General features: G+C 45.1%; 15 protein-coding genes. 3 read left to right on the top strand and 12 right to left on the bottom strand.

Going from position 1 to position 15,195, the window contains the following annotated elements:
- Nucleotides 1-40 precede the first annotated feature (40 nt).
- Entirely contained in the window at nt 41-211 is a 171-nt protein-coding gene (locus EIZ39_RS25550; RefSeq protein WP_129204304.1) for an anti-repressor SinI family protein, read from the bottom strand.
- A gap of 264 nt (nt 212-475) precedes the next feature.
- Between EIZ39_RS25550 and EIZ39_RS25545 the strand changes: the two genes are divergently transcribed.
- Both EIZ39_RS25545 and EIZ39_RS25540 read left to right on the top strand, forming a co-directional pair.
- Complete coding sequence (locus EIZ39_RS25545) at nt 476-2,512, top strand: sensor histidine kinase (RefSeq protein ID WP_164985343.1); 2,037 nt, start codon at nt 476-478, stop codon at nt 2,510-2,512.
- Nucleotides 2,505-3,191, top strand: coding sequence for a response regulator transcription factor (locus EIZ39_RS25540; protein ID WP_129204302.1), 687 nt, complete (start codon nt 2,505-2,507; stop codon nt 3,189-3,191). The genes EIZ39_RS25545 and EIZ39_RS25540 overlap by 8 nt, the downstream gene beginning before the upstream one ends.
- Before the next feature lie 303 nt (nt 3,192-3,494).
- Here EIZ39_RS25540 and nuoN read toward each other — a convergent pair whose 3' ends face one another.
- The 11 genes from nuoN to EIZ39_RS25485 all read right to left on the bottom strand — a co-directional run bounded on the left by nuoN (nt 3,495) and on the right by EIZ39_RS25485 (nt 14,224).
- Nucleotides 3,495-5,024, bottom strand: coding sequence for an NADH-quinone oxidoreductase subunit NuoN (gene nuoN, locus EIZ39_RS25535; protein ID WP_129204301.1), 1,530 nt, complete (start codon nt 5,022-5,024; stop codon nt 3,495-3,497).
- A 4-nt stretch (nt 5,025-5,028) separates the two neighbouring features.
- On the bottom strand, nt 5,029-6,552 hold the full coding sequence (locus EIZ39_RS25530; protein WP_129204300.1) for a complex I subunit 4 family protein: 1,524 nt from the start codon (nt 6,550-6,552) through the stop codon (nt 5,029-5,031).
- Nucleotides 6,553-8,424 carry an NADH-quinone oxidoreductase subunit L gene (nuoL, locus tag EIZ39_RS25525; protein ID WP_129204287.1) on the bottom strand — a complete coding sequence of 624 codons (1,872 nt, stop codon included), beginning with the start codon at nt 8,422-8,424 and terminating at the stop codon, nt 6,553-6,555.
- Between the two features lie 13 nt (nt 8,425-8,437).
- Nucleotides 8,438-8,749 carry an NADH-quinone oxidoreductase subunit NuoK gene (gene nuoK / locus EIZ39_RS25520; protein WP_129204285.1) on the bottom strand — a complete coding sequence of 104 codons (312 nt, stop codon included), beginning with the start codon at nt 8,747-8,749 and terminating at the stop codon, nt 8,438-8,440.
- Nucleotides 8,746-9,249 (bottom strand): NADH-quinone oxidoreductase subunit J, encoded by a 504-nt coding sequence (locus EIZ39_RS25515; protein ID WP_129204283.1) that lies wholly within the window; start codon nt 9,247-9,249, stop codon nt 8,746-8,748. The genes nuoK and EIZ39_RS25515 overlap by 4 nt, the downstream gene beginning before the upstream one ends.
- Before the next feature lie 2 nt (nt 9,250-9,251).
- Complete coding sequence (gene nuoI, locus EIZ39_RS25510; RefSeq protein WP_129204281.1) at nt 9,252-9,671, bottom strand: NADH-quinone oxidoreductase subunit NuoI; 420 nt, start codon at nt 9,669-9,671, stop codon at nt 9,252-9,254.
- 29 nt (nt 9,672-9,700) lie between these two features.
- On the bottom strand, nt 9,701-10,705 hold the full coding sequence (gene nuoH, locus EIZ39_RS25505; protein WP_129204279.1) for an NADH-quinone oxidoreductase subunit NuoH: 1,005 nt from the start codon (nt 10,703-10,705) through the stop codon (nt 9,701-9,703).
- Nucleotides 10,705-11,808, bottom strand: coding sequence for an NADH-quinone oxidoreductase subunit D (locus EIZ39_RS25500; protein ID WP_129204277.1), 1,104 nt, complete (start codon nt 11,806-11,808; stop codon nt 10,705-10,707). The genes nuoH and EIZ39_RS25500 overlap by 1 nt, the downstream gene beginning before the upstream one ends.
- Before the next feature lie 5 nt (nt 11,809-11,813).
- On the bottom strand, nt 11,814-12,194 hold the full coding sequence (locus EIZ39_RS27910; protein WP_483296074.1) for an NADH-quinone oxidoreductase subunit C: 381 nt from the start codon (nt 12,192-12,194) through the stop codon (nt 11,814-11,816).
- 1,152 nt (nt 12,195-13,346) lie between these two features.
- Complete coding sequence (locus tag EIZ39_RS25490; RefSeq protein WP_129204275.1) at nt 13,347-13,865, bottom strand: NuoB/complex I 20 kDa subunit family protein; 519 nt, start codon at nt 13,863-13,865, stop codon at nt 13,347-13,349.
- A complete protein-coding gene (locus EIZ39_RS25485; protein WP_129204274.1) occupies nt 13,856-14,224 on the bottom strand; it encodes an NADH-quinone oxidoreductase subunit A in 369 nt (122 codons plus the stop codon). The genes EIZ39_RS25490 and EIZ39_RS25485 overlap by 10 nt, the downstream gene beginning before the upstream one ends.
- Before the next feature lie 200 nt (nt 14,225-14,424).
- Between EIZ39_RS25485 and EIZ39_RS25480 the strand changes: the two genes are divergently transcribed.
- A complete protein-coding gene (locus EIZ39_RS25480) occupies nt 14,425-14,901 on the top strand; it encodes a low molecular weight protein-tyrosine-phosphatase (RefSeq protein WP_164985342.1) in 477 nt (158 codons plus the stop codon).
- Nucleotides 14,902-15,195: the final 294 nt, after the last annotated feature.

The raw sequence follows: 15,195 nt of genomic DNA, 5'->3' as shown, positions 1-15,195 counted from the left end.
AAGTATAGTGCGCTGCCAAGCGCACTAAAAAAATCCCTTACTAGGGATTTACCGATGACATTATCTTCAGTTCATTCTTCCTATCGCTTTCTGCAAGAAACACACCTGTCGATAAAAATCGTCGTATTTCCTCAGGTCTTAGTCCAATCTCTTTTGCTTCCTGGATGAGGGCTAACCAATCCAAATCTATCATTCTGTCCTCAGTCGTCATTATGATACGATTCCTCCCGTACAACTAGTATTTTATTCATAAACCAGTTCATGACTAGTAGGCATGATTGTTTAGATCTTGTGACTATTTCCCTAAGTTCCTACAGTTGCATTTTACCACGTTAATATTAAATTTGGTTAAAATTGGATTAATTTGTCATCCAAAAATACCGACAATGTTCTTCATGTTTAAACTATCTATAGTAAATTCCTGTCAATTTTTGTTATGATAAGATTAATCATTATTCGAAATGGGGAGGGCAGCATGCTGAGGAACTGTACTTTTCTTTATATGCTCGCTCTTTTTCTCTTTATCTCAACTCCGGTGTTCTCAGAAAGTTCAACTGATGCCGTTAAGGCTGTAGCTGACTTGAGGAACTGGAGTTTTGAACAAGATGGCATAGTTGAACTGAATGGAGAGTGGGAGTTTTATTGGGAGCGGCTTCTTGATCCTAATTCCTTATCCGACAGCCTTCCCAAAGACTATATCCAAGTCCCTTCCGTATGGAATGAGGGATTTGCAACTTATAGGCTGATTATTAAATTTAGCGAAGAAGACCTGACAAAACCTAAATCCTTATATATGCCAAGCATCGCTTCTGCATATCGATTATGGATAAATGGGGAGCTCTATCATTCGAGCGGTACGGTAGGAAGTATCAGTGGAGACATGCGGCCCTATAACTTACCCACGATGGTTCCCCTAGACAATGGTGAGGAACAGGTAGAAGTTGTCCTCCATGTTTCTAACTTTGCACAGCGCAAAGGCGGCATCTGGAAGCCCATCCTTCTTGGTCAGACTAAAGATATCTTAAAAATTCGAGATCGAAAGCTTGCTGCCGAGATTTTTCTGGTGGGAGCCCTGTTTCTTATGGGTCTTTATCATATAAGTTTGTTTTTTATTCGCAACTCTGCAAAATCTGCTCTGTTCTTTGGACTTTTTTGTCTATCCATTACGATACGTATATTAGTATCAGGCGAAAGCTTGTGGAATCAATGGTTCCCTGATTGGCCTTGGGAATGGGCAGTCAAGATGGAGTATTTATCCCTAGTATGGGGAGTTCCTCTCTTTGTCTACTATGTTTTTGAATTGTTTCCTGAGACCATGGCAAATCGCTTTAGGTTGGGTACTTTGATCTGGGGAATAGGATTTGGTTTGTTTATCCTTATGACCCCAGCCAGAATCTATACCCACTGGATGCTGTTTATTCAATTTTGTATCATTCTCAATTTCCTTTATATCGTGTACATCTTTATTCTATCAGCCATTCGTCGTAAGCCTGGATCGGTTATTAATTTATTGGCGATCACCTTCTTCTTCGTTACCGTCATTCACGACACACTGTATTACAATCTCATTATTGGTGGAGACGATTGGGCCCCGTTGGGTCTGTTTATGTTCTTATTCGCTCAATCGCTTATCCTGCTGCGGTCTTTTTCTGCTTCTTTTGATAAAGTCGAATCCTTGTCTGAAGAATTAATGATCCTGAATCAAACCTTAGAAGCTAAAGTTCAAGCACGTACAAAAGCACTCGAGCAATCTAACGCTCATCTTGAGCTTGCCAATGAGGAACTAATTCGGCTACACCGCTCTCGTCAAAACTTGTTATCTAACATCTCGCATGACTTAAGGACTCCTCTTTCGGCTATTCAAGGCTACGCTAAAGCGATGATGGACGGAGTAATCAAGTCAGATGACAAGCAATACTCTTCTATGATTTACTCTAAAACTCTATATATGAATCGGATATTTGAGGATCTTCTTGACCTAGCTAAGTTGGAATCTGGATCTGTGAAATTGGAGGAAGAAAAGGTTGAAATTCAGGAATTTATTCGGGATCTATATCATAAGTACGAGTTTGATATGGTTGAAAACGAGTTGTATCCTGATTTTACAATCACAGGCACTAGCTTTCCCGCACACGTGGAATTAGATAAAACTCGGATGGAACAGGTATTTTCAAATTTTATCTTTAACGCCATTAAGTATACTCCGAAGGGAGGATCCATTAAGGTATCCTTAGATTATTCCGAGGCTGAGAACAATCGCATCAGAGTCTCCGTATCAGATAATGGAATTGGTATCAGCAGTGAAGCCCTTCCTTATGTCTTTGACCGCTATTATCGTGACCGGAGGGAATCAATGGATAGTATAAGTGGCCTTGGTCTTGGACTTGCCATAGCTAAGGAGATTGTAGAATACCATCATGGTGAGATTGGTGTCTGGAGTTCTCTCCATCAAGGCAGTATCTTCTATTTTGTGCTCCCAATTCTAGATCGTAAGGAGGATCAACATGGATAATCCCCTAGTCCTTGTAGTAGAAGATGATGATGAACTACGTGAATTAATTGGCTTATATTTAAGCAATTATGGTTATCGTGTTGTTCTAGCAACAGATGGCGAACAAGCCTTAAACCTTTTTTCAATAGAGACACCGGATATCGTTATCCTTGATGTGTTGTTACCCAAAATGAATGGATTAGATGTCTGCAAAAAGATACGCAGCTGCTCTTCTGTCCCCATTCTCTTTCTTAGCTCCAAAAGTGAATCCGAAGATATTGTGACCGGATTAGATGCTGGTGGGGACTCTTATCTTACTAAACCCTTTGATCCCAGTGTCTTGCTTGCTAAAGTTCGAGCCACTCTTCGCCGCCAAACTTACCATAAGAAAGATAGTGATATATTAAGATTTGGTGATCTGGAAATTGATCTTCAGAGTTATGGAGTTCGACGTAATAGTTTACCTATCACCCTTTCTGCAAAAGAGATGCAATTGCTTCTTCTCTTGGCTAAGAATCCAAATCAGGTATTTAGTGTAGATCAACTCTACTCCCAGATCTGGGGACCCAATGAATACGGAGACACTAGAACGGTCATGGTGCATATGAGTTACCTTAGGAAGAAGCTTGAGATTGATCCCTCGCACCCTCAATATATTATTACAGTGAGGGGCTTTGGATATAAGTTTCAGGCAGACTAGATGTACCTGTGGTAATAACCGGAGATTTTCCGTCTATTACATCATTTTCTTAAAAAATGGTCAAAATAGACGGATTTTTTTCCGTTAAATCGCCTTCAGCCACGTTTCGACCTTCTTTTTTAGACTATACCCGAAAAAAGCTCCGTTATTTCACTCATTTTATCCACTTTTCAAAAAATAACGGAAGATTCTCCTACTAACCTCCTCCCCCACACCGAGGAAAGCCGGAGCCGACCTCATCCACAATCTCCTATAAAAAAAAGGATAAACAGCACCCCAAGGCACCATCTATCCTTTTTCCTACTACCCCGCCGCCTGAATCATCTCAATGAACGGGAAGTTGTTATGAATAAAGTTCATCAACGTATCCGGTACTAATCCTACTCCTACTGTACCGATGAAGGCAATCAACACAATAACCGCAATCGCAGCTGGTATACGGATAGGCTCTTCCGTAGCGCCTGGTCGCATGTACATCTGTCTGATGATGCCGAAGTAGTAGTAGTAAGAAACCACACTTGTTGCCACCATGATACCCGCCAGCCAGTAGTTGCCCACCACCAGCGAGCTCATGAAGATGTAGAACTTCCCGAAGAATCCAGCTGAGATTGGAATTCCTGCAAGAGAGAGCAAGAACATCGTCATGGCAATAGCCAACCATGGTGAACGGTGATAAAGTCCGGCAAAGCTCACGAGATCCTCCGTTTCACGGTCACGTGTGACGATCATGATAATCGCGAAGGCTCCCATGTTCATGAGGAGGTAAGCGACTAGGTAGAATACCGTTTGTTCGAATATCAAAGACGTAATGGTCGCGAACGGGACTAGGATATAGCCCGCTTGCGCGATGGAAGAATAGGCCATCATCCGCTTGATATTCGTTTGGCGTAAGGCCAACGTATTTCCCACAATCATCGAAATCGCCGCGAGTACACCCACCACAAATGTAATTTCATCAATTAGCACAGACTTAGGTCCGAGTGCATTTTCGTAATCTACGACATTGCGGAACACGGTAATAACGACGCGAATGATTAAAGCGAATCCAGCTGCCTTCGAAACTACAGACAAGAAAGCTGTAACCGGAGTCGGTGCTCCTTGATACACGTCAGGTGCCCACATATGGTAAGGAACGGATGAGATCTTAAAGCTTAAACCAACCAACGTCAAGGCAAAAGCCAAGTATATAATAAATTGGTTTCCGGCTGCATAAGCCTCTCCTAAATATTCACCCATTAAGAAGATATTCGTTGTTCCCGTTAATCCATATAAGAAGCTGAAACCATACAAGGTCGTTGCGGAAGCAATAGATCCACTAACCACGTATTTGAAAGCTGACTCGTTTGTTTGCAAGTTGTTCTTTCTTGTTCCTACTAGAATGTAAGAAGAGATAGAGAGCAACTCAAGTCCTACAAACAATGTAATCAAGTCCGCGGAGGAGGACATGATCATCGCTCCAAGTAAACCTGTCAAAATCAGATAGTAGAACTCTCCGTGGTACTGAACCTCTTTTTTATTATCCAAGTAACTAGTGGACATTAAGAGTGTCAGAATCGTACCACCTAAGAATATGAGTTTAAAGATATTACCATAAGCGTCAACACGGTAGGAACCATCTAAGATCTCAACGACCCCAATCCCTACATTTTGGAATACAAACCAGCCAGCCAACACGCTTCCTGCTATTCCGAGCCATGCTAGATAACGGCGATCCATTTTCTTTGGAGCGAATAAATCGATCAGAGAAAGTAGCGTCGCCAAGATCAAGATGGTGAATTCGGGTGCCATGACCGACCAATCATATTGGGCTAAAGGACCCCATCTGCTTTCCATCGGCTCACCCTCCTATCTTCGGAACAATGTTTTGTAATGTGGCTTGCATCGGCTCGCTTAAGACCGCTGGATAAACACCGATTAACAAGATAAAACCTAATAGCAACACCATCGGAAGGACTTCCAACGGACGGGCATCCGTTAACCCCACCCAGCGCTCAGGCATTGGTCCATACGTCGTTCCAAGCACTGCACGCAAGAGATAGACAGCGGTCAGGATAATCCCTAACGTTCCGATAGCAGCTAGGATCGGCATCTCACCGAACAATCCCAAGAAAGCCATAAACTCACTGATAAATCCAGACATTCCCGGTAGTCCTGCCGAAGCCATGGCAGCAGCCAAGAACATACCTGCGATGAATGGCATAGATTTAGCCAATCCGCCTAAGTCTGCCAGTTCGGTAGTAGATGTACGCTCGAATATAATGCTCACAATAAAGAACAGCAGTGCCGCAACCATACCATGAGAAACCATTTGGAAGATCGCTCCTTGGAACCCAACCGTGTTCATCGAAGCAATCCCTAATAACACGATTCCCATGTGACTCAAGCTAGAGTAAGCCAGAACCAACTTGAGACTCTTTTGCACGAGGGCAAGCAGAGCACCATAGATAATGTTTATTACACCTAGAACAGCCAACACAGTAGCTAGATCAACCGCAACCTCTGGGAAGAATCCCACATTAAAACGAAGCAAACCGTAAGCACCAATTTTAATAAGAACACCAGAAGAAACTAAAACAGCTGGTGCTGGAGATTCTTGATAGGCCTTCACCATCCACGTATGAAGAGGAGCGATAGGCATCTTAATAGCAAAAGCGGTGAGCAATGCTAAGAACAATCCGTAGCGAAGGGTCGGATCAATATAGCCTGGCGCTTCGGAGACATTATATGGAGACATCGGATTCGTAAAGGCATCCGTAATTTCCGTAAAGCTCAATGTCCATACATTCATGAAGATCGCAACGAACACGATCAACATAATGGCCGAACCAACGCCGTTGTAAAGCAAGAACTTAAACGCCGCTTGCTCTCTCTCCATGTAACCCCAGATCCCCATAATGAAGAACATAGGAATTAACGTAAACTCGAAGAAAATGAAGAACAAAAACAAGTTTTGTGATGCGAATACGCCTATCATCCCAATCAGCATAATCAAGAACAGGATATAAAATTCCTTCCAGCGCTTCTTAATAAAGATTGCCCCTGCAACAGCAGCGAAGAATCCAATTAAGGCTGCTAGCATGACAAGCGGCATAGACAAGCCGTCTACCCCCATCTCATAAAAGATCGGGAATTCCACTTGATCCGCCGGGATCGAGAACCATTTGACCTGCTCATGGAATTGCAGCCCAGCTTGATTAAAACTAAACCCAGCATACATCACAAAGGATAAGACTAATGGCAGCGTAGCCCCTAGAATCCCAATTAACTTAATCGTTCCAGCTTGCGCACGAGGGATAAAGGCTAGCAAGATCAATCCAAGCAATGGAGAAAAGGTGATAAGTGATAGTAATATGGAATCCATCTAACCTAAATACCCCCTTACCAACGTCAAGCCAACAACGAGCAGTACGATTCCGAGGAAGGCAATTGCTCCATAGGTTTGAACTTGACCGTTCTGTACGCGGGCACCGGCATGTCCGAGCTCCTTGGTAAAAGCGCCGGCCAAGCGTACGAGACCATCCACAATGTAAACATCAACAGCTGTTAAGAAGTTTCCGATCACACGCAGTGGACGAACAAACACTAAATCATAAAGTTCATCAATGAAATACTTCCCATAAGAGATCTGATACAGCCATGGAAGTGGACCTGCAATCATATCACGAGAGATCGATTTCTTCGTATACATCAAGTAAGCCAATCCAATCCCTAGAAGGGATACCAGAGTTGCCACAATGGCGAGCCAACCCGGAGCATGGTGCGCTTCGCCCGCTCCAGCCATTCCTTCGGTTAACCAGTGACCTAGCACCGGATTACCAGGAGTATTAATCCAACCAGCGGCTACAGCTAGAACCGCTAAGAGAATCATCGGCACCGTCATCACTAGCGGAGACTCATGCGCATGAGAATTCTGCGCTTTCCCCGTGAATGTCACGAAGAATAAACGGAACATATAGAACGCGGTGAAGAATGCCGCTGTTAAAGCTATGACAAACAAACCATAGTGCCCTTCATTGTAGACAGCACCTAGAATTTCTTCCTTAGACCAGTAGCCTGCGAAAGGGAAGATCCCCGCGATCGCTAAACATCCGATCAAGAATACCGTTCCGGTTACTTTCATCTTGCTAAATAATCCGCCCATCTCAAAAATATCCTGCGTATGAACGGCATGAATCACACTACCCGCTGCCAAGAACAGCAATGCTTTAAAAAAGGCGTGTGTCATTAAGTGAAACGTACCCGCTACATAACCGGCAACAGATGCCATACCTAGAGCGAGCATCATGTAACCCAATTGGCTGACCGTAGAGTAGGCTAATACTCGCTTAATGTCACGCTGGGTTAAACCGATGGAAGCCGCGAAGATCGCCGTTATTCCTCCGATATAAGCAACAACCAAGCTTGCATCTGCCGAAGCCTGATAGAGCGGAAACATCGTCGCCACAAGGTAAACCCCTGCCGCAACCATCGTCGCCGCGTGAATTAACGCAGAAACAGGTGTTGGACCTTCCATCGCATCCGGCAACCAAGTGTGTAGTGGGAACTGACCGGATTTACCTACAGCCCCGATAAAGATCAGGATCCCAATCAAGGTAAGCTGCCAAGACTCCATGACCCCATTTTGAATGGCGGCAAATATTTCACCGAAGTTAAAGCTTCCTGTGTACCAGAAGATGAGAGCAATCCCGATAAAGAGACCCACATCCCCGATACGGGTAACGATAAAGGCCTTTTTCGCTGCCGCTCTCGCTTCTGGTTTGAAGAAGTAGAATCCAACGAGCAAGAAGGAACATACCCCTACCAATTCCCAGAAGATATAGACTTGCAACAAATTCGGGGAGATGACCAAACCAAGCATAGAAAATGTAAACAATGCCAAGTAGGAATAGAAAACAGGGAAACGCTCATCTCCGTGCATATACCCTTTGGAATAGATATGAACCAAGAGACTGACAAAGGTAACAATCACAAGCATCATCGCATTCAGTGGATTCACCACGAATCCCATATCGATGGCCTTGTCACCAAGGGTCAACCACTGGAACGTAAAATTATAATCCTCTGCTCCCGACGCAAAACGCTCAAAGAACGCTCCCAAGGAGACCACGAACGCAGCCAGTGTCGTTACAATCCCGACGTAGGCCGAACCTTCCTTCAACTGGCGGCCGAAAGCCAACAGGACGAGGAAGGACAGGAGGGGAAAGAGAGGAATCAGCCATGCGTTAGACATCATTTGATTTCACCCTCTATCTTTTTAATAAGTCCATTTCGTCAACATTCACCGTAGCGCGGTTGCGATACAAGGCAATCAAGATTGCCACTCCGACCGCCGCTCCCGCAGCCGCCAGCGTAATACTAAATAGGGAGAAGATTTGCCCTGTTAAGTTCGGCATCACACCGTACTTCGAGAAGGCGACTAGATTAATATTTACCGCATTTAACATCAATTCAATAGATAAGAGCACAACGACGGCATTGCGCTTCGTTAAGGCTCCAAATAAGCCGACACAGAACAAAATTAACGCTACTAAAAGGTAAGAAGCTAAAGGTACACTCATTCGTCTCCAGTCTCCCTTTTCGCCAGAATAATGGACCCTACTAGCGCTACAAGAAGCAAGACCGATACCGTTTCGAAAGGAATAACGTACTGAGAAAACATCAGAATCCCAATTTCCTTCACGTTATTGGTAGTAGAGTAGTTTGCAACCTCACCTGGGATGTTCATGGATTGAATTCCCGCAAACATTAAGGCAAAAAATCCAGCTACGACGAGGAAAACAAAAAACTTAAATCCTCTACGTTTTTCTGTTTCCTGTTCGTTATGTTTCGTAAGCATGATCCCAAACAACATAAGTACCGAAATTGCCCCAGAGTAAACCAAGATCTGAGTTACGGCAACGAACTCTGCTTCAAGCAGGATATAGAGCCCTGCAATACTTAAAAAGGTAAAAGCCAAGGCCACAACCTGATGCACCACGCGGGTAAAGCTGATCATGAACACGGCTCCACCAATCGTCAAAAGGGATAAGATAAAGAAAGCTATAAATTCTCCGCTCATACTTAAGTCCCCTGATCCTTTCTGACATTGGTATCGTTTCCGTGAAGCCACTGTAGATCTTTAAACAACTCATCACGGCTAAATGTAGCCAATTCGAAGTTATTTGTCATGACAATGGCTTCTGTAGGACATACCTCTGTACATAAATCACACAGAATACAGATTTCAAAGTTAATATCGTACGTATCGATGACTTTCCCCTTTTTATTCGGGTCGGTCGAAGCCTTACCTGTTAACTGGATGCAGTTCGTTGGACAGATCCGTGCACACTGGTTACAGACGATGCACTTCTCCGGATCAAAGTGCTGAATCCCGCGAAATCGGTCAGGCATGATTACAGGCTCATCGGGATAACGAGAGGTTACCTTTTTCTGAGTTAACTGCTTAAGCGTATAGGTCAACCCTTTGGCGAAACCTAGCATGTTTTCACCCCTTCACTAGGAAGTTTCTTTTAACGTAAAAATTCTTTCATCAAGGCGGTCAAGAAGATGTTCAACAGCGCTAAAGGCAAGAGAACCTTCCATCCAAACTGCATCAATTGATCCACTCTTAAACGAGGCATCGTTGCACGCAGCCAGAACAAGAAGAACACAACCGCACTAAACTTCAAGATAAACCAGACAATTCCAGGGATAAATCCTAAGAATTCAAATGGAGGCAACCAACCTCCTAAGAAAACAACAGTCGTTAAGCTTGCCATTCCGAATACATAAACATACTCTGCGAGCATGAAGAAGGCATAACGGAACCCAGAGTACTCGGTCATATAACCGGATACCAACTCAGACTCCGCTTCCGACAAGTCGAAAGGAGTTCTGTTCAATTCCGCTAAGGACGCGATGATGAAAATCACGAATCCAAGGAACTGTGGAATGATAAACCACATGTTCATTTCTGCTTGCTTATTGACGATATCAATTAAATTTAAGCTTCCTGTCCATAAAATAACGCCCACAAGAGACATAATTAATGGAATCTCATAACTGATCATCTGTGCGGCAGAACGCATACTCCCCATTAGAGAGTACTTATTGTTCGACGCCCATCCCCCTGTGATAACACCAAGGGTTGTAATACCCGCTATCGCAATGTAGTAAAGCAATCCAATCCCTAGATCTGCAAAGTGCAGGGTTTCGGTAAATGGAATGACGGCAAGCACAGCAAAAGCTGGTACGAACGCAATAAGCGGTGCTAAGAGAAACAGTGGACGGTCAGCTAGCTTCGGTATGATATCTTCTTTCAGTAAAAGCTTCAGAACGTCAGCGACCGTTTGCAAGAGTCCAAGGGGACCTACACGGTTCGGACCGATCCGCAACTGAATCCAACCAATGACTTTTCGCTCAAAATAGATGGCATAGGTTACAAACCCCAGTACAATCCCTAATAAAGCTACAGCAGAAAGGACGAAAATCGATCCATTGATCCAACTTAAGGGCTGTTGCAAAAACTCAGTCATTAGGCGTCAACCTCCCCAAGTACAATATCAATGCTACCGAGGATGGCAATCATGTTCGCCATATTCTCACCAACCAGGATTTCGGGAAGGATTGAAAGATTGACAAACGATGGGCGACGGAATTTCAAGCGGTAAGGCTTATCTTTTCCTTCGCTGTAGATATACGTTCCAATTTCTCCGCGTGGCGCTTCAATACGTGTAAAGCACTCCCCTGCTGGAGGACGAATCACTCTCGGCACCTTGGCCATAATCTCGCCTTCACTCGGGATCTGAGCGACCGCTTGCTCCACGATCCGAATCGATTGTTTCATCTCTTCCATACGCAGAACGTAACGGGCATAGCAATCCCCTTCCGTCACGGTAGGTACATCAAATTCAAAGCGATCATAGATCGAATACGGCTCATCGCGTCTTAGATCCCATTTTACCCCTGTGCATCTAAGGTTTACACCACTAAGGCCATAATTGATCGCTTGCTCTGCTGTGTATTGCCCAACCCCACGGACACGCTGAAGGAAGATTTCGTTGCCGGATACCAACTGATGATAGCCTTCTAATTCCTTCTTGAAGTAAGGGACAAAATCTCTTACTTTCTCAATCCAGCCTGGAGGAGCATCCCACTTCATTCCTCCTACACGCATGTAGTTGTAGGTTAGACGGGCTCCACAGAGCTCATTGAACATGCCAAGAATTGCTTCTCGATCACGGAAAGCATACAAGAATGGGCTCATCGCTCCAATATCTAATAGATACGTTCCGAACCAAACCAAGTGGCTGGCAATACGCTGCAGTTCCATCACGATAATTCGCATGTATTCTGCACGCTCAGGAATCTCTAATCCCATGGCCGTCTCGACACAATGAACGAGATTATAGTTATTCGTCATGGCCGCTAGATAGTCCATACGATCCGTATAAGGGATAATTTGTGTATAGTTTAAGTCTTCAGCCAGCTTTTCCGTTCCACGGTGAAGATAGCCAACAACCGGGTCAACATGTTTAATCGTTTCCCCGTCCAACGTAACGACCAATCGCAATACCCCGTGCGTACTGGGATGCTGAGGTCCTACGTTTAGCGTCAATTCTTCTGTTTTCAAGGTCATGACGATTACACCTCCTCGTCATATTGCTCATAGTCTTTGCGAAGAGGATGCCCGACCCAATCATCTGTTAGCATGATCCGGCGCATATCCGGATGACCTTCGTAGACGATGCCTAGTAGATCGTAGCTTTCACGCTCATGCCAGTTGGCACCTGCCCACAGGTTTGCTATGGAAGCTATTGTGGTATCCTCTCTGTCTTTTGTTTTCACCCGAACGGCAAGGGAATGCTTATTCGGATAAGAATAGAGATAAGTCACGGACTCCATATGAGTCTTATAATCAACACCTAATAAATTCGAAACATAATCAAACGATAATTCCGAATGATTCTTTAGAAGGGTAGCGGTTTCTAACCACTTTTCTCGTTTTACCACAATCGTCGGCATATGCTTGCTGTTTTCCTTGATGTAGGATTCCTCCACCACATCGGATCCTAGCTCTTGCGTAATGACCTTCACGATTTTGTCTAGCACAGGCTGCTTCGGAGAGGGCTCCTTCGGCGCAGCTGGCTCTTCTGCCTTTTCTGCTCCTGCTGCCTTCGATTTCGCGGCTGCCGCGGCGGCTGCTTTTGCTTTCGCTGCTGCAATCGCTTTCGCCTTCTCATCATCTCCGGCTGGCGCTGCTCCACCTTCCTTAGCTTTTACTGCAGCAGCTGCTTTCGCCTTCGCTGCGGCAATCGCGGCAGCCTTGGCCGCCTTCTTCTCTTCTTCCGTCATCTCGCTAAGCGGCTTATCCGGAACAGCTGGTGCTGCAGCAGCATCCCCTTGCAGTTTGGCTTGGGCCTTCGCCTTCGCCGCCGCAATGGCAGCTGCTTTCGCCGCTTTCTTTTCTTCATCCGTCATCTCACTAAACGGCTTCTCTGCCGCAGGAGCTGCCGGTGCTGGTTCCTCGTCCTTTAGCTTTGCCGCCGCTTTTGCCTTGGCTTCCGCAATCGCTTTTGCTTTCGCCGCTTTTTTCNGCCTTCGCCGCCGCAATGGCAGCTGCTTTCGCCGCTTTCTTTTCTTCATCCGTCATCTCACTAAACGGCTTCTCTGCCGCAGGAGCTGCCGGTGCTGGTTCCTCGTCCTTTAGCTTTGCCGCCGCTTTTGCCTTGGCTTCCGCAATCGCTTTTGCTTTCGCCGCTTTTTTCTCTTCATCCGTCATCTCACTAAACGGCTTCTCTGCCGTTGGAGCTGCCGGTGCTGGTTCCTCGCCCTTTAGCTTTGCTGCCGCTTTTGCCTTCGCTTCCGCAATCGCCTTCGCTTTTGCTTCTTTTTTCTCTTCGTCCGTCATCTCGCTGAAAGGCTTCTCAGCTGCTGGAGCTGCCGGTGCTGGTTCCTCGCCCTTTAGCTTCGCCGCAGCCTTCGCCTTCGCTTCCGCAATCGCCTTGGCTTTTGCTTCTTTCTTCTCTTCTTCTGTCATCTCACTGAAAGGCTTCTCAGCTGGAGCAGAAGCTTGTTCATTTGCTTTAGCCTCGACTTGTGCTTGCTGTTCCCTAATCTTTCGAAGAGCTTCTTCTTTCGCTTTGGCGGCGGCTGCCTTTTTATCTTCAGGTGTACTCATCGACTGGTCACCTTCCTCCCAGTCTTCGCTTCCCAGCGAATCTTCTCTTGGAGCTTATTCACCCCATAGATAAGAGCAGCTGGATTCGGAGGACAGCCAGGAATGTACACATCTACCGGTACAATCTGATCGACCCCTTTTACGACAGAGTAAGAGTTCACATACGGTCCACCCGCCGTCGCACAGACACCCATGGCGATCACGTACTTTGGTTCTGGCATTTGATCATATAGGCGTCGCAACGCAGGTGCCATCTTTTTCGTTACGGTTCCTGCTACGATCATCAAATCTGAATGACGAGGTGAGGCACGGAAAATAACCCCAAAACGGTCGAAGTCATAGTGGGCACCGCCAGTTGCCATCATTTCGATTGCACAGCAGGCCAGACCAAAACCGAGGGGCCATAATGAATTACTCCGAGACCACGCCTTCACTTGCTCTAGGGAAGTCACGAATACGTTACGATCCAGCTCTTGCTGTTCCTCCGGGGTGATGCCTTCTAAATTTAGTTCCATTCTAACACCTTCTTTTTCCAGGCATAGATTAAACCGATAAGCAATAGCACAACAAAGATAAGCATCTCAACTAGGGCAAAAAGTCCTAAGTGCTCATATGCTACCGCCCAAGGATATAAAAAGATCGTTTCAACATCAAATACTACGAATAAAAGAGCATACATATAGTATTTTACATTGAACTGTACCCAACTGCCTCCAATGGGATCTATCCCGCTCTCATACGTGGTCCGCTTGGCATCATGCGGGTTATGTGGACGCAAAAAACGCCCCGCAGTCAACGCTCCAACCGGAAGGGCTAACCCCAGGAATAAAAATATGGCGACAATCAGGTAATTATTGGAGTACAATTCAGCCATGTTGCTTTTCCCTCCATTACCTCAAAAAAATGTTAATACCATCACATTCCATAGAACAGTATAGCAAATAGTTCCCTGCTCTGTCTAACATGACTGCTCTACCTAATAAATCTTTTTTTTCCTAACTTCTCCTTTCTTCGCTAATGTATACTTTTTTCTTGCTATCTTTGTTATATTATCAAAAAAGGAGGCGATTGTTTGTGATTAAAGTCATATTCGTTTGTCTAGGAAATATCTGTCGTTCTCCATTAGGAGAGGGAGTCTTTCGGGAGCTAGTTAAAGAAAGAGGACTTGAACAACAGTTTCAGATTGATTCCGCAGGAACCGCTGCTTATCACGTGGGAAAACTTCCTGATCCCGGATCCAGACGAGTCGCGTTAAAGCACGGCTTCTCCATTGAAGATCAACGAGCGAGACAATTTAGATCTGGGGATTTGATCGAATGGGATTATATTATCGCTATGGACAGCTCCAACCGCCGTAATATTGAGAAACTGGGCTCAACCAGTGGAGAACTCGTTCTCATGAGAGATTTTGATCCTGAAATAAAAGGAAGCGACGTTCCTGATCCTTGGAGTTTAGGAGATGAAGCTTTCTTAGAAACCTACCGTATTATTCGTAGATCTTGTGAAGCGTTGCTAGATTATCTTGTGGAGAAGCATGAACTAACCAGGTAGACCTTAGTGGGTGCAAGAACTAAAGAACCACTGTTCGTTGGGGAGACGCACAACGGACATACAGTGCCTTATTTCTACTAAAAACACTGGTTGATCGCTTCTCTCGGACATGGGATACCTTATTCTCCAAAAAACGGCCAATCCAAGCCAGAATGTAGTAACATAACGCATCTCATGTCCGCTCCACCCGCCATTCAAGCGATTTCCACCCTAATAACGCACCTGATGTCCGCAAGACCATTAGCTGCTCACTACATGCACATCGGACATACAGTGCCTTATTTCTACTAAAAA

This window comes from Ammoniphilus sp. CFH 90114 (genome assembly GCF_004123195.1).
In the GTDB taxonomy this organism is placed as follows: domain Bacteria; phylum Bacillota; class Bacilli; order Aneurinibacillales; family RAOX-1; genus YIM-78166.
This window is presented reverse-complemented; position numbering and strand designations above follow the sequence as displayed.